The organism is Arthrobacter nitrophenolicus, assembly GCF_000332815.1.
GTDB lineage: Bacteria > Actinomycetota > Actinomycetes > Actinomycetales > Micrococcaceae > Arthrobacter > Arthrobacter nitrophenolicus.
This window is the reverse complement of the sequence record NZ_AOFD01000006.1, coordinates 88178-113879: the sequence shown is the minus strand read 5'-3', so window position 1 is coordinate 113879 and position 25702 is coordinate 88178. Positions and strand designations below refer to the sequence as shown.

The window sequence follows — 25702 nt, the reverse complement described above, 5'->3', positions numbered from 1 at the left end:
CCCTTAGCGAACCAGAACACCCGAGATTTCACCGAGTCCAAGTCCACCCTCAGCTTGACCGACATCGACTCCGTGTCCTGCCAGGCCTACGTAATCCCCTGTGCCGCCCTTCAGGCTGATGGGTCCGGAGCTCGTGGACGAGTCTTCGCCGGTGAAGGTAATAATGACGTGCTTCAGGGCATCGAACGAGCCGCTTCCGTCGTCGCAGATGTATTCCGTCCTGATCAGAAGCACAAGCCTGCCCGAGTTACCCTTATCGGCGGCAAAAGTTTTTACCTCGTCTTCAAAGGTTCCCGACGGGCACAGGCTTCCCGTCGCGATGAACGAAAACTCCTCCGCCTCGAAGTCAATCGTCTCCGTTATTGTGAAGGGTTCCGGAACATCGGCCCCCGCGGGTCCGGCGCCGAGGGCGAGAGCCCCGATGGTTAGTACTGGAACGGCCAAATTCTTGAGGGCGGCCATTGCTCCACGACCTTTCAGACCTTGGGCGGGCCCTTGCGCGGCTCACGATCCAACTGCCGGAGCCCGTCGTGTGATTGCTTAATGGAAGAAATCCATGTGATGCATCTGCCCGGATGTCGGGACAGAAGCCGGGTCCCATATAGGGGAACAGTCGCGTCAAACGTCAGGGCCTGGGCCCTTGGGCACAGTATCCGCCTGCACAGGTGCACTGTCCAGAGAGCACGGGTGGCTCCTCAGCTGGCGGGAACTGCGCGCCCGCCCAGGCGGCTGGTCACCTGCGCAGCGGCCGCAACGCATGACTCGGCCAGGCCCTCCAGCCGCTCGCGGGAGACGCGGAAGCGCGGCGCGGGGATCAGGACGACAGCCACCACGTCGCCGCGGTGGTCGAAGACGGGAGCGGCAACGCCCACCTCGTCCATGGAGGATTCGCCGTAGTTTTCGGCCCATCCGCGGCCGGCGACTTCCTGGAGCCGGGCCTCGTAGGCGGCCAGGCCGGCGTCGTCCATTCCGGGGAAGGTGATGGTGCCGCTGCGGAGCAGTTCGCGGACGCGTTCGGCGGGCAGGGTGGAGAGGAAGACCTGCACGGAGGCGCTCATCGCGTCCCGGTAGCGTGCGCCCAGGGGCGTGGTGTGCTTGATCTGGTGGTGGCTGGCGATTTGTTCCACGCAGATGGCTTCGTCGCCGTTCCAGAGCATGAGCGCGCTGGTTTCGCCGGTCTGCTCGGTGAGCCGGCGGAGGACCGGGTAGGCCACGCGGCGTTCCTCCATCTCCGCCAGCAGCGGCCCGGCCACCGCGATCAGCCCAAGGCCCAGGCGGAAGCGCCGGGTTTCCGGGTCGCGTTCCACCAGGTTTTCCTGTTCAAGGGTGGCCAGGATCCGGGAGACAGAACTCTTGTGCATGCCCACGCGGTTGGCGATTTCGGTGACGCCCAGCAGCGGCTCGTCCGCGGTGAAGGTGCGCAGCACGGCGATGGCATTGACGACGACGGACGCGCCTTTGGTGTCCGCACTACCGTTGGTGCCGTTGACGTCGGTTTCTTTGGCTGCTGCTGGAGTCATGGTAGGCATCATCTTTCCTTATCTTCGCCGGGACGCCGAAAGCGGCGCCGCGATGACCGCGGCGCCGCCTGGGTGCTGGGCGCCTATGCGCCGATGATGTTGTGCTCGGGGCCGAACGGGAACTTGGTGATGTTCTCCACGCTGTCCTCGCCCACCACCAGGATGTCGTGCTCGCGGTAGCCGCCGGCGCCGGGCTGGCCGTCCAGGACCGTGATCATCGGTTCCATGGAAACCACCATGCCGGGCTCCAGGACAGTATCGATATCCTCGCGGAGCTCGAGTCCTGCTTCGCGGCCGTAGTAGTGGCTGAGGACGCCGAAGGAGTGGCCGTAGCCGAAGGTGCGGTTGGCCAGCAGGCCGTGGCTGATGTAGATCTCGTTCAGTTCGGCGGCGATGTCCTTGCACACGGCGCCGGGCTTGATGAGTTCCAGGCCGCGCTTGTGGACCTCGACGTTGATGTTCCACAGCTCCAGTGAGCGCTCGTCCGGCTGGCCGAGGAAGAGCGTGCGCTCCAGGGCCGTGTAGTAGCCGGAGGTCATCGGGAAGCAGTTCAGGGAGAGGATGTCGCCCTGCTGCAGCTTCCGGGTGGTGGCCCAGTTGTGGGCACCGTCGGTGTTGATGCCGGACTGGAACCAGACCCAGGTGTCGCGGACTTCCCGGTCCGGGAAGGTCCTGGCGATCTCGTGCACCATGGCCTCGGTGCCGATGAGGGCCACCTCGTACTCGGTGACGCCCTCGCGGATCGCGGCGCGGATGGCCTCGCCGCCGAGGTCGCCGATGCGGGCGCCGTGCTTGATGACCTCGATCTCCTCGGCGGACTTGAACATGCGCTGGCGCATGGCGTCCTGGGAGACGTCCAGGAGTTCGGCGCCCGGGAAGGCGGCGGCGATCTTCTCGCGGGTCAGGCCCGGCAGGAAGTCGTCCTCGACGCCGAGCCGGTTTGCCTTGACGCCGCGCTGGCGCAGCGCCTCCTGCAGGCCGAAGTAGAAGTTGTCGCGGCGCCAGTCGGTGTACACGATGTTCTCGCCGTACGAGGTGCGCCACGGCATGCCGGCGTCGATGTTGGCCGTGACCGTCACCGAGTCGTTGGCGGTGACCACCAGGGCGTAGTTGCGGCCGAACGTGGTGTAGAGGAAGTCGGAGTAGTACTTGATGCCGTGGTAGCTGGTGAGGATGACCGCGTCCAGGTCCTTGGCGGCCATGATCTGGCGGAGGCCGCCCAGGCGGCGTTCGAACTCTGCATCAGAGAACGTGAGCTTGCCCTTGGTGCCGTTGTGGAGGACCTTGAGCCGCTCGAGTTCGGCGATGGAGGAGGCGTTGTCGGTGGTGATGGTCATGGGGTGTTGCCTTTCTATCGTGCGTTTGGTGCGTGTTGGTTTGGAGGAAAGCTATTCGTGCCGCAGGGGCTCTTTGCCGGTTTCCCTGGAGAGGGCCACGGCCACCAGGGAGACGACGGCGGCTGCAACGAGATACCAGGCGGGAGCCAGGTCGCTGGCGGTGGCCGCAATGAGCAGCGTTGCCATGAAGGGTGCAGTGCCGCCGAAGAGGGCGTTGGACAGGTTGAAGCTCACGGCGAAGCCGCTGTAGCGGACGCGGGTGGGGAACATTTCCGCCAGGAAGCTGGGCAGGGTGCCGTCGTTCAGGGTGAGCATGGCGCCGAGGAGGACCTGGACCAGGACGATGACCAGGAAGTTTCCGGTGCCCAGCAGCGCGAAGGCGGGGACGGTGAGGACGATGAAGGTGATTGATGCGCTGATGAGCACCTTCTTGCGTCCGTACCGGTCCGAGAGCATGCCCGTGAGGAAGATGAAGCCGATGTAGGTGACCAGCGCGATGGTTGTTGCCAGGAAGGATTCGGTTTCACCCAGGCCCAGCTCCGAGGACAGGTACGTGGGCATGTAGCTGAGGATCACGTAGAAGCCGACCGCGTTGAGCAGCACCGCGCCGACGGCCTGCAGCAGCTGCCGCCAGTGGTTGCGGAAGAGGCTGGAGACGGGCGTCTTGTCGGCATGGTCCTCGGCGGCCAGCTCGCGGAATGCGGGGGTGTCCTCAAGCTTGGTCCGGATGTACCGGCCGATGAGGCCCATCGGGGCTGCCAGCAGGAACGGCAGCCGCCAGCCCCAGCTCTGCAGTGCTTCGGCGGACAGCAGGGTTGTGAGCAGCCCGGCGATCAGTGACCCGAGGAGCAAGCCGGCGGCGGTGCTGCCCGGTACTACCGCAGCGTAGAGGCCGCGTTTGCCTGCCGGCGCGTACTCCACCAGGAAGGCTGATGCTCCGGCGTATTCACCGGACGCGGAGAAGCCTTGGACAACCCTGATGATCAGGAGCAGGACGGGCGCCCAGATGCCGATTGTGTCGTAGCCGGGGATCAGGGCAATGCAGAACGTCGCTCCGGACATGATCAGGATGGACAGTGAGAGGGCTGTCCGCCGCCCCACCTTGTCGCCAATATGCCCCCAGACAAACCCGCCCAGCGGGCGGACCAGGAATGAAATCGCGAACAGTGCGAAGGTCAGCAGGAGGCCGGTCTGCGGATCAGACTCAGGGAAGAAGACCGTCGCGATGGTCACTGCGAGATAGCCATAGACGGCGTAGTCGAACCACTCGACGAAATTGCCGATGAAGCTGGCTGTGATGACCCGGCGGCGCGTGTCCCTGCTCACCGGGGAATCCAGGTTGCGGGAAGGGTCCTTGGCGTCAGCGGCAAGGATCCCCGACCCGGTTGGGGTTGATTCGTTACTCATGGAACCACCAGGAAGAGTTGGAGTTGCATTCATTGCAACTTGGTTGTTTCAACATAGATGGTGACGTGAAGCACAGTCAAGAGGTAGCAACAGCTTTTAATTTCTCGATTTCCGTGTCACCAGCGGCGAGGAGGGGGCCTATGCGCCTCTCGCGAGCCTGGGACTGGGCGTTGCAGCAAAAGCAACAAGGTTGCCGTCACAGCCCCTTCGACGGTGGAGTTCGGGAAAGGGGCCGAAAGGCACAAGCCAGGCCGGCCCGGGCGGGCCCACACTTGCCGCATGGGCGCAACAGCACGAAAACCCGCAACAGCACGAAAACCGAAGCGCCTCCCGCTGGTGCTGGCCGCCGTCGCGGGCGCAATGGTCCTGGCAGGATGCTCGGCCGGAGGCCCGGCTCCCGGGGCCAGCCCCTCGAACACCCCGCTGCCTGCGTCCTCATCGCCCCCGCCTGCAGGCACGGGCGGGTGGCCGTCTCAGCCGTTCACCGATGCCGAACTGGCGGCCATCATCATCGGTGTTGCCCAGGCCCGCAACCTGCCGATGGCCGCAGCCCAAGATCCCACCCGCCTGCGCAGCGGCGCTGCGAGCGGTTCGTTTCCGTCGGTCAGCACGGAGACCACCCCCGGGGAATGCCTGGCGTTCGTCCCCGAAAACCCGTTTGTCCGCTGGGCGGACAAGGCAGTAAGTTTCGCAGAAGGGGGCATCCCTGTGGCCGGCGGGCAGCAGGGACCGGCAAGCACCATCATGATCACGCTTCGAAGCGCAGAAGGCATCGCGAAGGCAGACTTCGGCTATCCGGAAGACCTTGTTTCCCGGTGCAGCCACTTTGGCCTGGTTACGACCGAGTCCGGACGGCCCTCGGCCTACGCCGTACAACTGCTGGCCGCTCCCCCGGTGGCGGAACGGCAGTACGGCTACAGGCAGTCCCCCGAGCCGAAAGGACCAGGCGACTACGGCTCCGTGGGGCTGCGGGCACTGGCCGGAACGCTCTCCATCACACTGACCCTCGCCGTCGCCGGGCTCGACTCCGACGCCGACGCCCAGCCGGCACTGCACTCCATGGCAGCGCTGGCGAAGGACCTCATCACAGAGGCGGGCAAGGGCGCGCCGTCTGTTGTACCGGTCCCGGCGAATTCCTTGACGGCCGAACAGTTGGTGGAGTTGTTCAAGGGCATCACGGGCCCGAACGGCGAGCCCGCCACCCTGGGCGGGGCCTCCGTCCTCGGGCCGCCCCCGGGTATTACTCCCGGCACTTCATCCAGGGAGCCCGAGGCCCCGTGCACCTTCAGCGACGAGGCGTACTTCGGGTCCCTGTCCGGCGCGGTGATGGGGCAGGGGCAGATCCAGGGTCCCGGCAAGATTGACTACAGCGATTTCGCCGTCGTCAGCATGCCCGGGGCGGCGTCCCGGCCCTACCCCTTCGACGCCCGGGCTGAAGGGGTTCGCAGCTGTGCCGGCATCCAGGAAGAGGTACCCGGGGGCGCCAGCCGGCAGTGGTCCCCGGTCATCCAACTGAGCCCGGGCCCTGCCGCGGACTCCAGCTACGCCCTCGCCTACCAACTGCCGGACGGCACCGGCGAATGGCACGTCCGCAGCGGCGCACGCAGGGGAACGCTGTCCGTCGAGGCGGAGAGCAGGACCCTCAGCCAGGCGGAGACGCAGGCCAAAGCCGACGGCCTTGCCGCTTTCTTCGGGAACGTCTTCTCCCGCGCCGGGGTCTAAGACCTGCTGCCCCAAAGCGTCTCCGACGGGGTCAGAAGGTGACCAAATTGGGGCCTTAAGCACCATCCAATGCGCATTCCATGACCCATACTTGCGGCATGATGGTGCAGCGGGAAAACCTGACCGGATCCTCGTGGTTCTGCTCGGTGTCATCGGCGTGCTGGTGGCCGTTGCGCTGGCTGTGGTGTTCCTGCGGGGTGATCCGAAGCCTCTGGACGAGAACAGTCCCGCCGGCGTGGTCCAGCGGTACAGCGCGGCAGTGATCGACGGTGACACCGCAGCTGCCGGCACCTACCTGACAGACGAAGCCCGGGACCAGTGCATCGAGAAGTTCATCGGCATGCCCCGTCCCGAGAGGGTGGTCCTGGTGGACACCAACGAAAGGCAGGAATCGGCCACCGTCACGGTCTCGATCGTCCAGTCTTCCGACGGCGGACCGTTCGGCCCGTCCGAATACGAATCGGAGGATTCCTTCGCTCTGGTGAAATCCGGCGGAGCGTGGAAGATCGCTGCGGCCCCGTACACCCTGCTTGCCTGCACTGGAACGCCGGTAAGGCCATGAACCTCCAGGTGCAGCCGGGAACCTCGTCACTGTCCCACGCCCAGGTGACATTGCGCCGGCTGATCCAATATGCCCTCCTGTTTGCCCTGGTGGTGATCGCGGCCTCCGGCGCCAGCGGGCTGCTGGAACGCCTGTTCGAGTCCGGGTCCGTTCTGGCCGCCACCGATGCGCAGGGCCTCGCCAGCGGGCTTGCGTTCACCCTGATCGGCGGACCGCTGGCCCTGCTCCTGTGGTGGTTTCTGTGGCGCAGGCTGGACGAGGCGGAGCGCACGGCAACCGGCTGGGGCCTGTACCTGGCCGGAATGTATGCAGTCTCGCTGATCATCGCCACCACGTCGCTGCTGGAATTTGCGGCCTCCTGGATCGGTTCCGCACGGGCCCAGTGGGCGCCCCCGCTGGCCAATGGCCTGGTCTGGACCGCCGTCTGGGTGTGGCACCGCTGGATGTGGCGGCATCCGGCCAAAGGGGCCCCGCACCTGACCGACATCCGCACCACCATCGGAACCTTTTTTGGCCTGGTGGTGGGCGCCATTGCAGCGATCACCGCGCTGGGCGGCCTGTTCGATGCCCCCATCCGCGGCAGCTTTTCGCTCACCGGGACAGCTCTGTGGTGGCATGCGGTGCTCCGGTCTGTTGTGTGGGCAGCGGGCGGAGGCGCGGTCTGGTGGTGGCACTGGATTCACGAGGACGGACGCAGGATGCGGACCGGCCTGGTTGACGTCAGCACCATCGTCGTCGGAATCTTCGCGGCCGGAATCACCGCGCTGGGTGGAAGCGCTGTTGTGCTGTTTGTCCTCCTGAGGCTGGCGTTTGACCCCACAGATTCGACCGGCGAAATCCTGGAGCCCCTGGCAACAGCCCTGGCTTCGGCCTGATCGGGGCCGTGGTGTGGCGCTACCACCGGGCGGTGGCCGTGCAGCGGTCCGCTGAAAACCGGCGCGCGAGCCTCCTGGTCACCTCGGCTGTGGCCCTGGCCGCGGCAGCCTCAGGGGTTGGCGTGATCATCAACGCGCTCCTGGCCGCAGCAGTATCGCCGCTGGCCGGCGGCACGGAGCGGACCCTGCTCCTGGGCGGCATCAGTTCACTGGCAGTGGGTGGCCCGGTGTGGTGGCTGGCGTGGAAACCGGACAAACAACCGCGGAGCGCTGATGCGATTCCGCCAGGAAGGCGGATCTACCTCATTGCGTTCTTCGGCGTGAGCGCCGTGGTGGCACTGATCGCCCTCCTGGTGATCGCCTACCGGGTCTTCGAGTTCCTGTTGGGCGGGGTGTCCGGCGGCAGCGTGGTTGACCGGATCCGCGGACCGCTCGGGCTCCTGGTGGCCGCCGGGCTGGTGGCCGGGTACCACTTCGCACTGTGGCGGCACGACCGGGCCCTTCTCGCCGCAGCCGGTTCCGTCCGCAAGCGGGTAATCGACCAGGTCACCCTGGTGGCTGGTTCCGGTTCCGAGGCGGTCGAAAAGGCTCTCACTGAGCTCACCGGAGGTGCGAGGGTCACGGTGTGGCGGCGGGCCGACGACGGCGGGGCGGCCCCGCCGGGCCAGGGCACCTTTGCTGCCACCGGAGAGGGCATGGGCCGGCTTGAACAGGCCCTGAAGGGCGTCACGGCGCGGCACGTCCTGGTGATCCTCGGTGCCGATGCCCGCGTGGACGTGATTCCGCTGGAGGGCAGGGGCGGCTGAGGGTTACAGGTTTGCGGCTTCTTCCTCCGCGAGCCTGATCATGCGCAGCTCGTCCTCCACAGCGCGGGCCGGCCAGTAGTCCTTGGCCAGTTCGTCGGCCCATACCCGGTCCGCCGCCGGGAAGAGCTTGGGAAGCAGCCCGGCCGCCTCAAGCAGCGCGATCAGGGCCAGGGTCCTGGCTTCGTGTGCCTTGGCTGCAGGCTTCGCAGCGGCAGCGGCAGCGCCAGCGTCAGGAACGCCGGCATCAGAGGACGCGCCGACAGCTTCCGGGGACTCCGGCACCTGGGGAGGCGCCGACGTATCGCTGAGCGCGGCTTCCAGCTTTTTCACGAGTGCCGCTTCAGGAGCGTGGTCCTTCTCCGGGTACCGCACGGTCTGGAAGACGCCAAGGTGCTTCTCCCCCACGTGCTCCACGATGCCCCGGGACACCATTCCCTCGTAGACCCGCTGCACTTCCGCCCGGCCCTCCAGCATGGACACCCAGGCCTTGGGCGTGTGCGGCCGTGACTTGTGGCGGATGAGGTCCAGCTCGTGCTGGAAATCGGTGGCGGGGGTGGCGCCGGTGGCACGGACATGCTTTCCCTGCAGCCGGATGGCGCCGACCATGTCCAGCTCGGCGAGGATGGCCCCGGCCAGGGTGGTCCGGAGCGCGAACACCGGCACTTCGAGTTTGCCGTCTTGATCGTTCGTGGCCAGCAGGAGGAAGGCCTGGGGCAGGTTCAGCTCTACGGTTCCGGGTGTTTGGGCGTCCATATGACCATGGTGCTCCCGGCCGGCGGCTCCCACAATGGCCGCAGACAGGTTCTGTCCGGCGGGTTTAGGCTGGGCAGATGTTGACCATCGGCACCCTTGTCCTCGGCGTCAATGACGTCGCCCGCGCCACGGATTTCTGGCACGCTGCCCTCGGCTATGTCCCCCGCGAACCCGGTGACGACACGTGGGTGACCCTTGCCCCGGCGTCGGGCCCTGGAGCCCAGCTCTCGCTGATGCGCAGCGAGACGCCGGTCCAGGAGCACCCGCGCGTCCACCTGGACCTCTACGCGGATGACCAAACTGCGGAGGTGGAGCGGCTGGTCTCGCTCGGAGCCCGGCGGGTGGACTGGGACCTGTACCCGGAGGACCCGGACTTCCTTGTCCTGGAGGACCCCGACGGGAACCGCTTCTGCGTGATCGACAAGAGCGCGGGGTAATCGCCCGGGCGGCTGCCGGTACATTGGAGGCGATGATTTCGATTGACCGGGACGATCCCGCACGCCCTGATGTCCACCGGCTCCTGAGCGAGCACCTGGCGGACATGTTCGCCACCTCCCCGGCTGAGAGCGTCCACGCACTGGACCACTCCGCGCTGTCCGACCCGTCCATCACGTTCTGGACAGCGCGCGAGGACGGCACCCTGCTGGGGTGCGGTGCCCTCAAGCTCCTGGGAGCCGCACCCGGCGCGGTCCGGCACGGCGAGATCAAGTCCATGCGCACCGCCGCGGGCGCACGCGGACGGGGCGTGGCCACCCTGATGCTCCGGCACATCCTCGAGGACGCCCGGAACCGGAACCTTGGACGCGTCTGCCTCGAGACCGGAACCGAGGACTACTTCGCTCCCGCGCGGCGCCTGTATGAGCGGCACGGCTTCACGGAATGCCCGCCTTTTGCGGACTACTCGCTGGATCCCAACAGCGTGTTCATGGAGCTCCGGCTCTAGCGGAGCCCACTGATGGCCGGGGACCGGTCAGGAGATGCGGTCCGTATCGGGCTCGATGGCCCAGGCAAGGCGGTGGAGTGCACTGGCGGCGTGACCGCGGGTGGCCTCCCAGCGTGACAATTCAGGCTTGGGCGTCCGGCGCTGCCGTGGGGCGTGCGGCAGGGCGCTCTGGGCCGTGCCGTCCTTTCCGGCGAGGAAGAGTGCGATGAAACCTGAACTGTCCATAGGGCGGTGTCCTGCGTTGTGAGGTGGGGGTAGGGAAGCCGGCAGACGGACCGGCACTGCCCCGATTATGGAGCACCGCCCGGAGAATCCGGACATCGATCTTCCCATTTCGTCACAAGAAGGTAAGTTGACCATTGCCGAGAAAGCGGTTTCTCGATAGGGTCCTTGTCAGCGCTAACAAGCACCGGCGTCATAGCAGCCGCCGGCAGGGGCGCGAAGTTCATTCCAATGACGGAAGAGAGAACATGCAAAAACGCACCACCTTATCCATGTCCGCAGCCGTGGCAGTGGCCGGAGCGCTGCTGGTGTCAGCGCCGGCAGGCGCTTCGCCCAACCCCCTGGCGGATCCTGCAGCCCAGACGGCCCAGACGCCGCTGGAGCGCCAGGTTCTTGCCGCGGGAAACGGCTGGGCCTCGGCCGGGGCGGGCACCACCGGAGGTTCCGCGGCAACGGACGCCCACGTCTACGACGTTTCCACCAAGGCTGAGCTGCTGGCGGCCTTCGCGGCGGCCGGAACCGCGCCGAAGATTGTGCGGATCCATGGAACCATCGATGCCAACACCGCTGCGGATGGTTCAGCGGTGACGTGCGAAAACTACGCCGAAGGCACCGGCTACAGCCTGCAGCAGTACCTCCAGGACTACGACCCGGCAACCTACGGCCGCAGCCAGGAACCCGAAGGGACGCAGGAGAGTGCCAGGCGGGCAGCCGCCGGCAAGCAAGCCTTGAACATCCGGGTGGACATTCCCAGCAACACCACGATCGTGGGTGCCACGCCGGACAGCACCATCACCGGCGCCGCCCTCCGCATCAACGGTGCCAGCAACGTGATCGTCCGCAACCTCACGGTGCGGGATGCGCACGACTGCTTCCCGGCCTGGGATCCAACCGACGGGGCGGACGGCAACTGGAACAGCGAGTACGACATGCTCCAGGTCATCAACCGGGCCACCAACGTCTGGATCGACCACTCCGAATTCACCGATGCCCCCAACCTGGACAGTTCCCAGCCGCTCTACTTCGGCCGCCCTTACCAGGTGCACGACGGCGCCGTGGACGTCACCAACGGCTCGGACCTGGTGACCATGTCCTTCAACCGCTTCGCGGACCATGACAAGCTGCTCCTGATCGGCTCCACCGATTCACCGGGCCGCGGGGACCCGGGCAAGCTGCGCGTCACCATCCACCACAACGTCTTCGAGAACGTGGGCCAGCGCGCCCCGCGGGTCCGGTTCGGCCAGGTGGACGTGTACAACAACCACTTCAAGGTGAACGCGGACAGCACCGTGACCTACGGCTACACGCTGGGCGCAGGCTTCGATTCGCACCTCCACGCCGAGGCGAACGCCTTCACGCTGCCGGCCGGGATCGACGCCGCGGACATCATCACCCGCTTCAAGGGCACGGCGATCACCACTATCGGGAACGCCGTCAACGGGAAGATCACCGACCTTCGCGCCGCCTACAACGCCGCTGCGGCACCCGTGGACCAACTGGCCGAGGACACGTCCTGGACCCCGACGCTGCGCACCCAGGTCCACCCGGCGCAGGCCGTGCCGGCCCTGCTCCAAGACTCCACCGGACCGGTCTTCACGGCAGGAGGCGGACACTGATGGCCGCCATTGTGCCCACCCGCCGCACCATCCTCACATCCCTGGCACTGACAGCGGGGGCCATGGCCCTCTCCGGCACTGGCATAGCCAACGCGATCCCCCGCACCAGCCCCGACCCTGCCAGGCCGCGGACACAGCCGGTGATCTTCGTCGTCGGGGACTCGACGTCGTCGGCGTACCAGCAGTCCGAGCGCCCCCGCGCGGGCTGGGGACAGGCGCTGCCGCTTCTGCTGGGGCCGCAGGCCACCGTCTTCGACTATGCCTGGTCCGGCGCCTCCTCAAAGAGCTTTGCCGACGCCGGCCTGCTGGACCGGGTGCTGGCGCTGATGCAGCCGGGCGACTACCTGCTGATTTCCTTCGGCCACAACGACGAGAAGGTGGCGGACCCGGCCCGGGGCACGCTCCCGGACAGCACCTACAAGGAGTACCTGACCCGGTATGTCGACGGCGCCAGGGCGCGCGGAGGCAAGCCCGTGCTGGTCACCAGCGTGGAACGCCGCCGGTTCGATTCCTTCGGGACCGCCCAGGATTCGCACGGCGCCTACCCGCAGGCGGTGCGGGACCTTGCGGCCTCCACCGGCACCCCGCTGGTGGACCTGACGGCGTCGTCCAAGCAGCTGTGGCAGCGGCTGGGACCGGAGGGCACCAAGGAACACTTCCTCTTCCTGGCGCCGGGCGAGCACCCGCAGTATCCGCAGGGTTCGGAGGACAACACGCACTTCCAGGCCGCCGGTGCCCTGGCCGTGGCCAAGCTGGTGGCCCGCGAACTCCAGGCGAAGGAGATCGTCCCGCCGGGCTACTTCCTGAACATCGACGCCGGCACCGATCCTCTGCTGGGCATGTACTGGCCCGCCGAACGCCCGGTTGACCTCCCGGTGATGCTCGACGTCGGGCGGGGCCGGACGTTCGCGACCGTACAGGCCGCCGTCGACTCCGTTCCGTCCAACAGCACCCAGCGGACGGTGATCCGGATCCAGCCGGGCAACTACCGGGAGATGGTCCGGGTGCCCAGCAGCAAGCCGCGGATTTCGTTCATCGGCCAGGGCGGCAGGCCGGAGGACGTGGTGCTGGTCTTCAACAACGCCTCCGGCACCCCCAAGCCGGACGGCACCGGAAACTACGGCACCTCCGGCAGTGCCTCAGTCCGGATCGACGGCCCCGACTTCGAGGCCAGGAACCTGACCATCAGCAACGACTTCGACGAGGCCGCCAACATGGGGATGAAGGACCGGCAGGCGGTGGCGCTGCACATCACGGCCGACCGGTCGGTGCTGTCCAACGTCAGGATGCTGGGCAACCAGGACACCCTGCTGGTCAACTCGCCGGGCACGGGCGTCCCGGCGCGCTTCTACTTCGACAAGTGCTACGTGGAAGGGGACGTGGACTTCATCTTCGGACGCGGCACAGGCGTTTTCAGCGGTTGCGAGATCAAGTCCCTGGACCGCGGCTCGGCGACGAACAACGGGTATGTCACGGCCGGAAGCCAGGACCTGTCCATCAAGTACGGCTACCTCTTTGACCAGTGCCGGCTCGTCTCGGATGCCGCCGCCAGCAGCGTCCACCTGGGCAGGCCGTGGCACCCGGGCGGCGACCCCCGGGCGGTTGCGCAGGTCCTGATCAGGGACTCCTGGCTGGGGGCCCATGTCTCGGGGACGCCGTGGACGGACATGAGCGGCTTCTCCTGGCGGGAGGCCCGGTTCCACGAACTCACCAACCGTGGCCCCGGCGCGCAGGTGACAGCGGACCGCCCGCAGCTCCCCGCGGCGGAGGCGGACAACTACACGGTCCGGGCCTACCTGCAGGGCACGGACGGCTGGGCACCGCAGCTCGCCGGCACCGCGGCGGACACCACAACAGCGCCGACCGGGGTGCCGTCCGGGGCACCCGCCTAAGCCGGGGCGGACGACGGCGGGACCTCCCGCCGTCGTCCGTTCCCCCGTGAGCCTGGCCGGCTGAAAAGGTGCGCCCTACGGTGATCCGAGGTAGATGCTGACGGTGGTCCCGCCGCCGGGGCCGGGTGCAACCTCCAGCCTTCCCCCGTGCGCGGCGGCGATCCGGGCGCAGGTGGCCAAGCCAAGCCCCGTGCCGGCGGGATCGCCGTCGCGGTGCAGGCGGACCAGCGGTTCAACCACCTTGCGCCGGTCGCCGGCGTCGATGCCCTTGCCGTTGTCCTGCACCCGGACGACGGCGCCCGCTCCGGCACCCTGTCCGGAGACGGTGATGACCGGGGGCACCGCTGGACGGCGGTAGGCGACGGCGTTCTAGATCAGGTTCTGCAGGGCCACGCGCAACTGGTTTTCGTCAGCGTGGAAAACGAAGTCCTCACAGTGCACCACTGCGCCGGCGTCCTCCAGGCCCAGCCGCAGGTCCTGCGTGACCTTCTGCACGAGGTTTGCCAATGAAAGCCGTTCCCTGGACAGCGAACCGCCGATGGACGCGTATCCCAGCAGCTCCTCCACCATGGACAGCATCCGCCGCGCGCTGCCGCCCACGATTTCCAGGTACTCGGCTGCTTCCTCCGGGTGGCCCGATTCCGCGTCCGTGGCACCCAGCTCCACGTAGCCCAGGATGGATGTGAGCGGATTCCGGAGGTCGTGGCTGACCCGCCCGGTGAATTCGGCGAGCCGTTCGTTGCTTCCCCTGGCCGCGTCCAGGCGTCGGCCAGGGCGTGGTGGACTGCCGTGACACGCCGGGCGGCCAGCAGGCGCGTGTGGAGGACAAAGGGGTCCAGCGGCTTGCTGATGTAGTCGTCCGCTCCGGCCCGCATGCCTTCCAGCACGTCTTCCTGGGCGCCATGGGAGGTCAGCAGCACCACGTACGTGTAGGAACTTGCTTCCGAGGCCCGGATGGCGCGGCACAGGTCAAACCCGTTGAGCCCCGGCATCACCAGGTCGCTGACTACCACCTGGGGGCGCCGCTCCTGGAACAGCTGCCACGCCGTCTCGCCATCCGCGGCCACGATGCACTGGTGCCCGTATTTCTCGACGGCGGCCTTCGCCACCAGCAGCGATCCTGCGTCGTCGTCGGCCACCAGCACCGTCATGGCGTCCCGGGAATCGTCCGGCACGCCGGGATTCTTCCCGGCTGCCGCGTCGGGCGACAGACGTCCCGTCGCACTCCAGCTCGAATTAACCGCCATGATGCCCCCGGCCATACATCGTCATGACGGGCCACCCGGCGGCCCGCTGGACCTATAGTCCCACGGGAAAGGCTTACCCGGACGGGCAAAGACGGGCAAAGACGGGCAGGTTTCCACGGATCCGGCGGTCACGGATTGCTTGCCAAGGGTGGCCCTGCCAAAACAGGTTTCAACAGACACTCCCTAACCCGCGCCGGAACCCGTTGACTGGTAGAAGGCCGGGCAGGCCTGTGCCGGCACGGACAGCCATCAGCAAGGGAGAAGTCATGCATACACGGACACTGGGGCAAGGACTGCAGGTTTCCGCTATTGGTTTGGGCTGCATGGGGATGTCCCAGAGCTACGGCCCGAACCCCGCAGACCGGCAGGCCATGATCGGCGTACTCCGCGACGCCGTCACGATGGGCATCAACTTCTTTGACACAGCCGAGGTGTACGGGCCCTTCGTCAATGAGGAACTGGTGGGCGAAGCGCTCGCCCCGGTCCGCGACGAGGTGGTCATTGCCACCAAGTTCGGGTGGCGGATCGAGGACGGGAAATCCGTGGGGCTGGACAGTTCGCCCGAGCGGATCAGGCGGGTGGCGGACGAGTCACTCCGCCGGCTTCGGGTGGACACCCTGGATCTCTTCTACCAGCACCGGGTGGACCCCAACGTGCCCATTGAGGAAGTGGCCGGCACGGTGGGAGAACTCGTCCAGGCCGGCAAGGTCCGCCACTTCGGGCTGTCCGAGGCATCGGCCGCGACCATCCGGGCGGCCCACGCCGTCTTCCCGGTGACCGCCGTGCAGAGCGAGTACTCGCTGTGGACGCGGGATCCGGAGCCGGAAGTGCTGCCCACCCTGGCCGAACTCGGGATCGGGTTCGTTCCGTTCAGCCCCCTTGGCAAGGGCTTCCTCACCGGAACCGTGGACACGTCCACACCGTTTGCCGACGGCGACATCCGCAGCACCATCCCCCGCTTCACCGCTGAAAACCGCGCCGCCAACCTGGCACTGGTTGAGCATGTCGCGGGCCTCGCGGCGGCCAAGAACGCCACGCCGGGACAGATCGCGCTGGCGTGGCTCCTGGCCCAGCAGCCCTGGATTGTGCCGATCCCCGGTACGCGCCGCCGCGAACGCGTCGAGGAGAACGCAGCGGCCACCGCCGTTGCGCTGTCCGCCGATGAAGTGGCAGATCTCGATGCCGTCGCCAGCCGGATCGGTGTGCAGGGCAACCGCTACAACGACCTGCACATGGGGCTCGTCGGACGGTGACGCTCCAGGAAGCGGACGACGGCGGGTGGGCACCCGCCGTCGTCCGCTTCCTTTGGGTTGATTGCCGGCTTCTAGGGCTGCCCCATGGGCCCGGTGTCCTTGACTTCGCCGCGCCAGCCGCCGGTTTCGGTGCCGCGCGATTCAATGAAGGCCTTGAACTTGCGCATGTCGGCCTTTACCTGCATCTCGTCGATCTTCAGCGCCGCGCCTGCTTTTTCAGTGACCGTCTCCGGCGCCCATTCGAAGTGGACCCTGACTTTCGTGTGGTTGGCGTCCACCGGCGTGAACCTGATGATGCCGGCATGGGACTTGCCGTCCGTGCTGCGCCAGGCGATGCGGTCGTCAGGTTCCTGGTCGACGATTTCGGTATCGAATTCCCGCTTGACACCACCCACCTTGGTCACCCAGTGGTTCGTCCTGTCGGTCAGCTGGGTTACGGATTCCACCCCGGACATGAACTGCGGAAAGGATTCGAACTGGGTCCACTGGTTGTACGCGGTCCGCACCGGGACATCGACTTCCACTGTCTCTTCGACGTGTTCCATCTGCTTCCTCCTTTTGACGGGCGGCAGCAACAGCGGACTGGCAGCATGTGCCTTCCTGCCAGTCAGGCAGCCGCCACATTTGCACCATAAATCCGGCCGCCGCCAGTGTCCAGACCCCAGACGACGGCGGGTGGGCACCCGCCGTCGTACCCTACCTAGGTGCCAGGCCTCACGAGCTGAAGGGGATCTTTTCCCAGCTCAGGACCCCGGAACCGGCCGCGCTGTTGCCGGCGACGCTGAACCGGACGTAGTTGGTGGCGTTGGCGGAGCCGTCCACGGTGACCCGCTGCAGGTCATCCGCGACGGGCTGGCCATACACCTCCAGCCAGGGCGAGCCCCCGGCCAGCGGCTGGTTCTCAGCGAAGACGTGGCTGTCGCCGTTGATCAGGTAGACCGGGGCGTCGAAGTTGTTGGTCTCCTCCACGATGGCGGCCACGATGTCGCGGAAGCCGGACATGATTTCCGGGCTGGCGGTGGCCGCGGCGAGCAGCGACGGATCGAACATGTCCGCCTGGGTCATCAGGACCACGGCGCGGTCATTGCGGCGCTCGGCGTCGGCGAACGTTTCGCGGATCTGGACCAGGACGGCATCGGTCCGGTGCTCCACCTCGGCCAGCTGCTCGGGCGTGGCAGCGGTTTCGCCCAGGCCGGTCCAGGGCTGCAGGGAGTTGTTGCTGCCCTGGATGTTGAGCACCGAGAAGGCCACGCGGTTCTGGGTAAACCGGACGTTCTCGGGGAGCCCGAGGTCCTCCTGGGTCTTGACCGGCATGGTGGCGCCGAGGGTCTTTCCGGGCTCGTCGAAGAAGACTTCCCGCAGCTTGTCCAGCCGCTCCAGCGGGTTGTAGGCGCCGTTGTTGGTGCGGTGGCAGTCCACCCATTCGTTGTCGCCGGGGGTGAAGACCAGCGGGTGCTCAAACGTGTCGAACTGGGCGCGGATGTAGGAGAAGTACCCGTCCGAGCAGACGGATGAGCCGTTCTTGATATCGCCCACGTGTGCTACGAACCCCAGGTCGCGGTCGGCGTTGATGTCCTGGATACGGGAGGGGAATTTGGCGATCTCGGCGTCGCCGTAGGGGATGTCGCCGATGACGCCGAAGGTGAAGGCGTCCTTGCTGTTGTCAGTGGGGGTGTCGTCCGCGGCAGTGGCCGGCTGGGCGGCAAGGAGGCCGAACGCCAGGGCGAGTGCCGCCGTCGTGGTTTTTATGGTCTTTGAAGGCATGGGGATGGTCCTGGTTCTGGGGTGGGGTTAGGCGGCGCGGGCGGTGAGGAACTGCTGGAGCCCTGCGAGGTCATCGGTGTTGATGTGGTCCACGCCGGCGTCGGCGAGCTCGCTCCAGAGCGCTTCGCGGGCAGTGCCAGGCTGGTCCGGGGTGGCCCAGAAGCGGACGCGGTAACCGTTGGCGTGCGCCTCGGCCACGTAGGCGTGCAGCCTGGCGCGCTCAACCTCGGGCATCGGTCCGACGCCCTGCCAGGTGAAGAGCCGGGTCCAGTTGTCGCTGACGAGCGGCATCAGATCCGCGGGCTTGCCGGACGTGAGGTCCGCGGAGCGGCCGTCGTAGAAGCTGAAGCGCTTGTCCTGCGCCTGCATGGTGGCCAGCGGGCGGTTGCCGCTGATGACCGCGGTGACCGGGCCGGTCTTGGTGGTGCCGTTCGTGTAGCGGCTCATGATGTCGCGGTGCTCGGCGAGCTCTTCCTCGATGGCGGCGTAGGTGGCCTCGCCCTCGCTCTTGATGTCGATCAGGAGCTGCAGGCTGCCGTCCCAGTGCCGGTACACGCTGTGCCCGGGCTGGCTGCGGACCAGGTCCTGGAGCGGTTCCAGGTAGAGGCTCTCGAGCGTGACGCCGGGCTTCACGTCCTCCAGGTCGTGGGCCACCAGCAGTTCGCCGTCCACCAGCCACACGTCCGCCTCGACACTGGTGAAGCCATGCTCCAGAGCGTCCATCAGCGGGCGGTCATGCTCATAGTCATTGTGGGCGTGCGCCTGGGCCAGGGGCTGGCCGACGACGACGGGAGCGGGCTTGGTTGCCTCGGCTTGGGCGGGTGCCACGGCGGTTCCCGCCAGGGAGGCAAGGAAGGCGACGGCGGCGAGGGTGCTTTTCACGAACACGGGGTACTCCTGGTGGCAGCGTGGATTGTCCGCAGCCCGGCAAGGGGATGGCGCCGGGGTGCCTTATGAGAATTCCGCTGGTGAAAGAACAGGCAGGGTCGCAAGGGTTTCGCCGCCGTGAACACCAAGCGTCCTTATCTGTGCCCATGGCAGCCTGGCCCAGAAGAATCGCCCGGCCCCGGTGACATTGATCCGCACCGTCGTAGGCTACTAATGAGGGCGGACAACGGGGGCGCCTCGGGCCCCGGAGGGAGCATCGGGTGGACAGTACAGCCGGTTACTGGTTCTTGAGTGGCGCTGAGCGGGAGCATTCGGCCACCGGTGTGCATGCCGGCCCTGCCGAGACACCGGCGTGGTCAGAGGGCAACCTGGTGCGGCCCCTGATTCACGGGGCCACCTACTTCGCCCGGCTGTACGAGGAGCTGTCCGCGCTCCAGGCGGGCGACCGTGTCTGGTTTACCGACTGGCGCGGGGACGGCGACGAGCGGCTCAAGGCGGACGGGCCCGCCATCGGTGAGCTGCTGACCCGGCTGGCCCGGATCGGAGTGGAAGTGCGCGGCCTGGTGTGGCGGTCCCATGGGGAACGTATCCAGGCCCCGATGAGCAACCGGTCCAACGAGCTCCTCAGCCGCCAGATCAACGACGCCGGCGGCGAGGTCCTGCTGGACCAGCGGGTCCGCGTCTTCGGCTGCCACCACCAGAAACTGTTCGTGATCCGCAGCCGGACGGACCCTTCACGCGACGTGGCGTTCGTGGGCGGCATCGACCTGTCCCACAGCCGCCGGGACGACGCCGACCACATGGGCGATCCGCAGGCGGTGGACATGGACCCCCGGTACGGGAAGCAACCGCCCTGGCACGACGCCGCCGTCGAACTCCGCGGCCCGGTGGTGGCTGATGTGCTGGAACTGTTCGCGGAACGGTGGAACGACCCCCATCCCCTGGACCGGCGCACGCCGTACCGGATGCTGCTGCAGCGCCTGGCCGACATGCCCCGGCACCCGCAGCCGCTGCCGGACACCGCGCCGCCGCCGCCACCGGCCGGCCCGCATGCCGTGCAGCTGCTGCGCACCTACGGGGTGAAGCATCCGCCGTTCCCGTTCGCCCCGGGCGGCGAGCGCAGCGTGGCCCAGGCCTACACGAAGGCATTTTCCCTGGCCCGTTCGCTGATCTATATCGAGGACCAGTACCTGTGGTCGGCGGAGGTCGCGGCGGGAATCGCAGGCGCCCTCAAGCAGAACCCCGGGCTCAACGTGATCGCCGTGGTGCCGCGCTACCCGGACTCCGACGGCCCGCTGGGAGGTCCGCCCAAGCGGCTGGGGCAGCTGCATGCCATCGAAACCATCCGTCGCGCGGCCCCCGACAGGTTCGGCGTCTTCAACCTCGAAAACAGGGCCGGGACACCCATTTACGTCCATGCCAAGATCTGCATCATCGACGACACCTGGTTCACCTGCGGCTCGGACAACTTCAACCGCCGGTCCTGGACCACAGACAGCGAGCTGACCTGCGCGGTCATCGACACCAGCGCCGGCCGGCAGGAAACGCCGGACGCATCCGCTTCGCTGGCCCACAGGGTAAGGCGCCAGCTCTGGGCCGAGCACCTGGGCCTCGACGAGGATGACCCCCGGTTCCAGGACCCGGCGGACGGACTCGCCCTGTGGAAGGCCGCCGCCGATGCCCTGGACGGCTGGCACCAGGCCGGCAGCCGGACGCCGCGGCCCGCCGGACATGCGCGGCACCACACCACAGATCCCGTGTCAAGCCTGCAGCGCCTCTGGGCAGCTCCTGCCAACCGCTTCCTGGTGGATCCGGACGGCCGGCCCCGGAAACTGCGCGGCACCACCAAGTTCTAGGGTCCGTCGGCGTTCGCTCGTCCGCGGCGAGGAAAGATGAACGACGGCGGGCCTCCCGCCGTCGTTCATCTTCCATCTGTCATGGTTCAACGATCAGGGACCTGACGGCGCCCTCCCAAGACGCGCCAGCTCCTCGCCCATGGCAGACACAAAAACGTCGCCCGGCACGTTAGATGCGTCGAAGTGGATTCCACAACAGAGATTGCCGCCGTAGGAGACCGCCGCGACGCCGAGCCGCACGTTGCCAGCGAGGACCGCAACCGGCCAGAGCGCTGCGACCGGAGCGCCAGCGAGCCGGAAAGTGCCTTCCGGACCTGGCACGTTGGTGACGAACCCGCCCACCAGATGCTGCCGCCGCGCGAGGCGGTCCATGATGCGAGCGCCCACCGGACCGCGCATGAACTCCAGGGTGCCTTGGTCCCTTGCCCGCGGCTTCTCCTCGCGGGTCTGCGCTGAGATGAGTCGCAAGCGTTCGTCCGGGTCGGGCTCGCCGAGCGGCAGCCGCACAAGCATGATTCCCACTTGGTTCCCGGCAGTCCCGCGGCGGCGCAGCGCCACCGGCTCTGACACCGGCAGCCACGCGGGAATCGGCTCTTCGGCAGCCATCAAGAGCGCTCGGAAGCCGGAAGCGGACGCTGAGAGCAGTGCGTCGTTTATCGTGGCACCCCGTGGACGCACTGCCGTCTCCAGAGCTTCGATGTCTGCCTGCAGAAAAGCGACGCCGTGGTGCGCGCTGCGCTCACCGAGCAGCACCGTGCGGCCCACGCCGTTGCCCCACAAGGTCTTGCGGATTCGGCGCAGACCCGTCCTCAGCCGACGCAGTGCACGGCGTGGATCCCGCAGCAGAGGGTCCCGCGGTATCTCCGCTGGCCCGCTGTTATGCTGCTCATTCCCTGCTCTCTCCCGCGGTTCGCCGGGATCGAAGAGCCGCTGCACGATGACCGCCGCCGTCATCCCGTCAGCCACGGCGTGATGGATTCGCAGCACGACGCCGAGTCCCCTCTCAGCAGCTCCGGGCACCACCAGGATCTCCCACATCGGACGGTCCGCTGCGAGCGGCTGGCCCATGAGCTCGGCGCATCTGTCCTGAAGCCCTGCAAGACCGTCCACGGGCTCCACAAGGCGGACGTGATGCTCGACGTCGGGTGTGCAATCGACCCAGTGGTGCCGGCGGCCCACCTTGGCTACTTTCTTGCTGAGCGCCGGCAACTCTGCGATCCGTTCACGAAGGACCGCCCTGAGCCCCGCCAAATCCAGCGTCCCGTCCGGAGCCAAGAACCCGCCCGGCGCAAGCAGGCCGGCGACGAGGAACACGTTGACCTGGCCGGCGTGGTCGAGCACCAGGTTCGCCTCATCAGCAGGAGCCAGTCTTTGCGTCGCTGAATGCATGCCTCGACGCTAACGTTGGAGTACCCGGCCTGTCAGGTGGTTTCCGCGAAAACCTGGCGTCACACAAAGAGACGGCCTCCGGATCCTGTGGGGCAACGGCCTACCCTTGACAGGTGACTTTGACTAATATCCGCACCGCCGCCGCGAGCTCCCTCGCCGCCGCAGGTCTCCTGTTTTCCCTCGCCGCCTGTTCCGCGCCGGCCGCCGAGCAGCCCGCCGCCTCCGCACCGGCCACCACGGCCGCAGCGTCGTCCGCCGCAGCCTCTGAGAACTGCGACGGCGTGCAGGTCATCGTTGATTCCGGCGCCCTGAAGCAGGATGCCGCCAACACCTCCACCTGCGTGGACGTCACCGAGCCCACCGTCGCTTCCGAGATTCTCGACGAGGCCGACATCAAGACCGAGGGCACCGCTAAGTACCCCACGAGCTTCGCGTGCCGTGTCAACGGTGTGCCTGCTGAGGACTTCGACATCAAGCACAAGGGTGGCACTCTCCGCGAAGCGTGCGATGACAAAAACACTGTCTCTTATTGGGCCCTCTGGGTGAAGCCCGCCGCCGGCACGTGGGGTTACGCGCAAGAAGGCCTGGACAGCCTCAAGCTCAACCCGGGCGAGAGCCTGGAACTGCTCTACACGGTGGACGGCGAACCGGCCGCACCCAAGGCATGACCTTCCGACCCGCGCCGCTACGTGCTGGGGTGGCCTTGGCCGCCATCTTCATCGCGGCGCGGGTCATCTACCGCGTCCTCTTCAACGGCGCCAGCAGGGGCACTCCGGTCCTGCTCGACCTGCCGCCGGTGCGGCTGCCCGCGCCGTACGCGCATGTGGTGCTCTTCGGCCCGGTCACCGGATCCGGCCTGTGGGAGGCGGTCCTCTCCGCCCTGCCGATCGCCGGCATCATCCTGGGCTTCGGCATCCTCAACTCCTTCGTGGACGTGGCCCGCGGCTTCGTCCACCTGGCCCGCGGCGGCCCGATGCAGGGCATCGCCCGGATGCTAGTGGTGGCCTGGGCTGCGCTCCCCGCCCTCGCCGACGCCGTGCACTCCGTCCGCCTGGCCTTCCGGTTGCGGGGCGAACGCTTCGGGCCCCGCGCCCTCGTCCCCATCCTTGAACGCACCCTCGAGCACGCCGGCCGGGTCGCCGCCGCCCTGGAGCTGCGCGGCTTCGGCAGCCGGGCGTCCCACCAGCCGCACGCGGCACCGCAGAACCCGTCCTGATCCGGGACGCGCATTTCCGCATCGGTGACGCGCAGGTGGACGTGGCCGGGTTCGCGCCAGCGCCCGGGTCCATCAATGTCATCACCGGGCCGACGGGCTCCGGCAAGTCGACCATCCTCCGCGGCATCGCCGGTCTCCTTTCCCATGCCGACGGCGGCGCTGTCGCCGGCACCGTGCGCGTGGCCGGGGCCGACCGCGCCGCCACTCCCCCGCGCGATACCGCACGCCTGGTCGGCGTCGTCCTGCAAAACCCGCGCGCCGCGTTCGCCAGCACCCGGGTCCGGGACGAGATCTCCCTCGCCCTTGAACTGCGCGGCGTGCCCTCCGACGCGTCCAAGGCGCGGGTGCGGGAGGTCGCGGAGAGCGTCGGGGTGACCGCGCTGCTGGACCGGAACCTCAGCACCCTCTCGGCGGGTGAGGCGACGCTCGTGGCCATTGCCGCCGCCGTCGTCGAACATCCCGCCCTGCTCCTGGCGGACGAGCCACTGGCCGACCTGGACACGACAGCCCGCGCATGCGTCACCGCCGTGCTCCACGCCCTCGCCCGTGACGCCGGCGTCTGCGTCATCGTCGCGGAGCACCGTGCGGAGCCGCTCCTCCCCGTCGCCGACTCGTGGTGGACCATCGACGACGGCGCATTGGTTCCAACTGCAGGGGTCCCCGGCGCCGCGCCGTCCGCTTCGCCGCGGGCGGCTGATGTCCGCCCGTCCCCGGCCGAGCCGGCGCAGGACGCACCCGTGCTGACGGCGGCGGACCTCGCGGTGCACCGCAAGGGCCAGCCGCTGGTGCGCGACGCATTCCTCACCCTGCACCGCGGCGAAGTGGTGGCCCTGGTGGGGCCGAACGGTGCCGGAAAGTCGTCCCTGCTGGTGGCGCTTGCCCTGCGTTATAACAAGGCGCGCGACGGCAAGGCAGGTGACGGGATCAGCGGGAACATCACGTCCGACGGCGGCCGGGTGGCCCTGGTGCCGGACGCCTCGGACGACCTTTTCACCCGGGACACCGTCGCCGGCGAGCTCCGCGCTGCTGAGCGCCGCCTTGCGCGCCGGAAGAACGGCGGCAAGCCCGCGCCTGGCTTTGCGGCGTCCCGCCTGGCCCGGCTGCGGGGCGACGTGACCATCCCCATCGGGCACGAGCACCCCCGGGACCTTTCCGCCGGTGAACGCCGGATCCTCGCCATCACGCTGCAGACAATGGACGATCCGCAGGTGCTCCTGATCGACGAACCCACCCGCGGGCTGGACCCTGCGGCGCGCACGGCGGTCGCCGCAGCACTGCGGGCTGCAGCCGACGCGGGTGCAGCCGTCCTGATTGCCACCCACGACCACGATTTCGCGCAGCGTCTCGGCGCCCGGATCCTGCCAATGCGCGACGGCGTCGTACCCGCCGCCGAAGCGGCCCCGGCCGTTGCAGCCAGCGCCGCCCCGGCACCGATCGCGGCACCACAGTTCACAGACCGGCGGACCGATCTCCCCGGCGCCGTGAAACCGCGCCGCATCCGGCTGCCGCGCGCCGTCGAGCTTCCGGTCCTCGCTGCGGCCAACCTGCTGGCGCTCGGCGCCTTCTGCTGGCCGCTGCTTGCCACGGCCCTTCCGCAGGATGCCGCCGCGGCCGTCCCGTACGCGGCGCTGGCGATCGCACCCCTGGCCGCCGTCGCCGTCGTCGTTTCCCTGGACGGCTCGGTGCGGTCGGCACACATGGTTGCGCTGCTCGGCGTCCTGGCTGCCGTCGGCTCGGCGGTGCGCGTGGCGAGCACCGGTGTCGGGGGCGTGGAGGCGGTCTTTATCCTGCTGATCCTGGCCGGGCGCGCGTTCGGTGCCCGGTTCGGCCTGCTGCTGGGCGCCGCGACCATCGCCGTCTCAAGCGTGCTGTGGGGCGGGATCGGGCCGTGGACGCCGTTCCAGATCTTCGCGTGCGCGTGGGTGGGTGCCGGGGCCGGCCTGCTCCCCCGCCGGGTGCGCGGGAAGGCGGAGTTGTGGATGCTGTGCGGTTACGGGGCAGTGGCGTCCTACCTGTTCGGTCTGCTGACCAACCTGTGGTTCTGGCCGTTCGCCGTCGGTGCCGGAACCGGCATCTCCTACCAGCCCGGGGCGCCGCTCAGCACCAACCTTTCCAGCTTCCTGCTGTACTCGCTAGTGACGTCGACGGCAGGCTGGGACACCCTGCGCGCGGTCACCACGATCATCGGCATCACCGTGATCGGGCGGGCCGTGCTGGCCGCGTTCCGGCGGGTGAAGCCGGTCTCGAACTTGGGCGCACAGGCTGTGAAGGCCCAACACGTCCAGGACAGGGACCCGCTTCAACTCGGGGCGTGAAAACAGTAGCTGGGCTGTGTATGCAAGAACAGTCCCTGGTGAACGTCATAGTGTGCTGTTCCCTAGGACTCGCTATTTCCCGTGGATAGTCTTGGACAGGATGCCACCCTACGGAGGGT

At 67.8% G+C, this 25702-nt stretch carries 22 protein-coding genes and 3 pseudogenes; 12 read left to right on the top strand and 13 right to left on the bottom strand.

Annotated elements, in window-relative coordinates:
- Positions 1 to 3: 3 nt before the first annotated feature.
- The 4 genes from G205_RS03665 to G205_RS03650 form a co-directional block, all read right to left on the bottom strand.
- Positions 4 to 462: a hypothetical protein gene (locus tag G205_RS03665; RefSeq protein WP_009356794.1), complete on the bottom strand. Its 459-nt coding sequence runs from the start codon at positions 460 to 462 to the stop codon at positions 4 to 6.
- A gap of 233 nt (positions 463 to 695) precedes the next feature.
- Entirely contained in the window at positions 696 to 1520 is an 825-nt protein-coding gene (locus tag G205_RS03660) for an IclR family transcriptional regulator (protein WP_009356793.1), read from the bottom strand.
- An 83-nt stretch (positions 1521 to 1603) separates the two neighbouring features.
- Positions 1604 to 2857 (bottom strand): M24 family metallopeptidase, encoded by a 1254-nt coding sequence (locus G205_RS03655; RefSeq protein ID WP_009356792.1) that lies wholly within the window; start codon positions 2855 to 2857, stop codon positions 1604 to 1606.
- Between the two features lie 51 nt (positions 2858 to 2908).
- Complete coding sequence (locus G205_RS03650) at positions 2909 to 4264, bottom strand: MFS transporter (RefSeq protein WP_009356791.1); 1356 nt, start codon at positions 4262 to 4264, stop codon at positions 2909 to 2911.
- A gap of 279 nt (positions 4265 to 4543) precedes the next feature.
- On the opposite strand from G205_RS03650, the gene G205_RS03645 reads away from it, so the two are divergent.
- The 4 genes from G205_RS03645 (at position 4544) to G205_RS23650 (ending at position 8229) form a co-directional block, all read left to right on the top strand.
- Positions 4544 to 5986, top strand: coding sequence for a hypothetical protein (locus G205_RS03645; RefSeq protein WP_235046769.1), 1443 nt, complete (start codon positions 4544 to 4546; stop codon positions 5984 to 5986).
- A gap of 133 nt (positions 5987 to 6119) precedes the next feature.
- Entirely contained in the window at positions 6120 to 6548 is a 429-nt protein-coding gene (locus G205_RS03640; RefSeq protein ID WP_235046768.1) for an LpqB family beta-propeller domain-containing protein, read from the top strand.
- The gene (locus G205_RS23655) at positions 6545 to 7423 is read left to right on the top strand and encodes a DUF5671 domain-containing protein (protein ID WP_338058369.1); all 879 of its coding nucleotides are present in this window, start codon (positions 6545 to 6547) and stop codon (positions 7421 to 7423) included. Before G205_RS03640 ends, G205_RS23655 begins: the two co-directional genes overlap by 4 nt.
- Positions 7424 to 7431: 8 nt before the next feature.
- Positions 7432 to 8229 (top strand): DUF5671 domain-containing protein, encoded by a 798-nt coding sequence (locus G205_RS23650; RefSeq protein ID WP_338058368.1) that lies wholly within the window; start codon positions 7432 to 7434, stop codon positions 8227 to 8229.
- Between the two features lie 3 nt (positions 8230 to 8232).
- Here the strand turns inward: G205_RS23650 and G205_RS03630 are convergent, their stop codons facing one another.
- Positions 8233 to 8982 carry a GOLPH3/VPS74 family protein gene (locus tag G205_RS03630; protein ID WP_009356788.1) on the bottom strand — a complete coding sequence of 250 codons (750 nt, stop codon included), beginning with the start codon at positions 8980 to 8982 and terminating at the stop codon, positions 8233 to 8235.
- Between the two features lie 77 nt (positions 8983 to 9059).
- Between G205_RS03630 and G205_RS03625 the strand changes: the two genes are divergently transcribed.
- Both G205_RS03625 and G205_RS03620 read left to right on the top strand, forming a co-directional pair.
- Positions 9060 to 9419: a VOC family protein gene (locus G205_RS03625; protein WP_009356787.1), complete on the top strand. Its 360-nt coding sequence runs from the start codon at positions 9060 to 9062 to the stop codon at positions 9417 to 9419.
- A 32-nt stretch (positions 9420 to 9451) separates the two neighbouring features.
- Positions 9452 to 9925 carry a GNAT family N-acetyltransferase gene (locus G205_RS03620; RefSeq protein ID WP_009356786.1) on the top strand — a complete coding sequence of 158 codons (474 nt, stop codon included), beginning with the start codon at positions 9452 to 9454 and terminating at the stop codon, positions 9923 to 9925.
- Between the two features lie 27 nt (positions 9926 to 9952).
- On the opposite strand, the gene G205_RS03615 is transcribed toward G205_RS03620, so the two are convergent.
- Positions 9953 to 10150, bottom strand: a complete 198-nt coding sequence (locus G205_RS03615) for a hypothetical protein (RefSeq protein ID WP_009356785.1) — start codon at positions 10148 to 10150, stop codon at positions 9953 to 9955.
- A 245-nt stretch (positions 10151 to 10395) separates the two neighbouring features.
- Here G205_RS03615 and G205_RS03610 point away from each other — a divergent pair, with 245 nt between their 5' ends.
- Positions 10396 to 11763, top strand: coding sequence for a pectate lyase family protein (locus tag G205_RS03610; protein WP_009356784.1), 1368 nt, complete (start codon positions 10396 to 10398; stop codon positions 11761 to 11763).
- Positions 11763 to 13655 carry a pectinesterase family protein gene (locus G205_RS03605; RefSeq protein WP_009356783.1) on the top strand — a complete coding sequence of 631 codons (1893 nt, stop codon included), beginning with the start codon at positions 11763 to 11765 and terminating at the stop codon, positions 13653 to 13655. The genes G205_RS03610 and G205_RS03605 overlap by 1 nt, the downstream gene beginning before the upstream one ends.
- A gap of 75 nt (positions 13656 to 13730) precedes the next feature.
- Here the strand turns inward: G205_RS03605 and G205_RS20550 are convergent.
- The 3 genes and pseudogenes from G205_RS20550 to G205_RS20905 form a co-directional block, all read right to left on the bottom strand.
- A pseudogene (locus tag G205_RS20550) lies at positions 13731 to 14012 on the bottom strand (ATP-binding protein); the annotation flags it as partial.
- A gap of 12 nt (positions 14013 to 14024) precedes the next feature.
- Positions 14025 to 14621: a histidine kinase dimerization/phospho-acceptor domain-containing protein gene (locus G205_RS20910; protein WP_083874998.1), complete on the bottom strand. Its 597-nt coding sequence runs from the start codon at positions 14619 to 14621 to the stop codon at positions 14025 to 14027.
- Positions 14525 to 14806, bottom strand: a pseudogene (locus tag G205_RS20905) (response regulator); the annotation flags it as partial. The gene G205_RS20910 and the pseudogene G205_RS20905, both read right to left, overlap by 97 nt.
- 362 nt (positions 14807 to 15168) lie before the next feature.
- Between G205_RS20905 and G205_RS03595 the strand changes: the two are divergent.
- Complete coding sequence (locus tag G205_RS03595; protein ID WP_035751966.1) at positions 15169 to 16155, top strand: aldo/keto reductase; 987 nt, start codon at positions 15169 to 15171, stop codon at positions 16153 to 16155.
- Between the two features lie 71 nt (positions 16156 to 16226).
- Here G205_RS03595 and G205_RS03590 read toward each other — a convergent pair whose 3' ends face one another.
- The 3 genes from G205_RS03590 to G205_RS03580 form a co-directional block, all read right to left on the bottom strand.
- Positions 16227 to 16700 (bottom strand): SRPBCC family protein, encoded by a 474-nt coding sequence (locus tag G205_RS03590; protein WP_009356780.1) that lies wholly within the window; start codon positions 16698 to 16700, stop codon positions 16227 to 16229.
- Positions 16701 to 16869: 169 nt separating this feature from the next.
- Positions 16870 to 17919, bottom strand: coding sequence for a metallophosphoesterase family protein (locus G205_RS03585; protein WP_009356779.1), 1050 nt, complete (start codon positions 17917 to 17919; stop codon positions 16870 to 16872).
- Between the two features lie 27 nt (positions 17920 to 17946).
- Entirely contained in the window at positions 17947 to 18807 is an 861-nt protein-coding gene (locus tag G205_RS03580; RefSeq protein WP_009356778.1) for a phosphatidylinositol-specific phospholipase C/glycerophosphodiester phosphodiesterase family protein, read from the bottom strand.
- A 260-nt stretch (positions 18808 to 19067) separates the two neighbouring features.
- Here G205_RS03580 and G205_RS03575 point away from each other — a divergent pair, with 260 nt between their 5' ends.
- Positions 19068 to 20663: a phospholipase D family protein gene (locus tag G205_RS03575; protein WP_009356777.1), complete on the top strand. Its 1596-nt coding sequence runs from the start codon at positions 19068 to 19070 to the stop codon at positions 20661 to 20663.
- Between the two features lie 93 nt (positions 20664 to 20756).
- Here the strand turns inward: G205_RS03575 and G205_RS03570 are convergent, their stop codons facing one another.
- Positions 20757 to 22052, bottom strand: coding sequence for a wax ester/triacylglycerol synthase domain-containing protein (locus G205_RS03570; RefSeq protein ID WP_235046767.1), 1296 nt, complete (start codon positions 22050 to 22052; stop codon positions 20757 to 20759).
- Positions 22053 to 22171: 119 nt separating this feature from the next.
- Here G205_RS03570 and G205_RS03565 point away from each other — a divergent pair, with 119 nt between their 5' ends.
- A complete protein-coding gene (locus G205_RS03565) occupies positions 22172 to 22720 on the top strand; it encodes a hypothetical protein (protein WP_009356775.1) in 549 nt (182 codons plus the stop codon).
- A pseudogene (locus G205_RS03560) lies at positions 22717 to 25583 on the top strand (ATP-binding cassette domain-containing protein). Before G205_RS03565 ends, G205_RS03560 begins: the two are co-directional and overlap by 4 nt.
- Positions 25584 to 25702 lie beyond the last annotated feature (119 nt).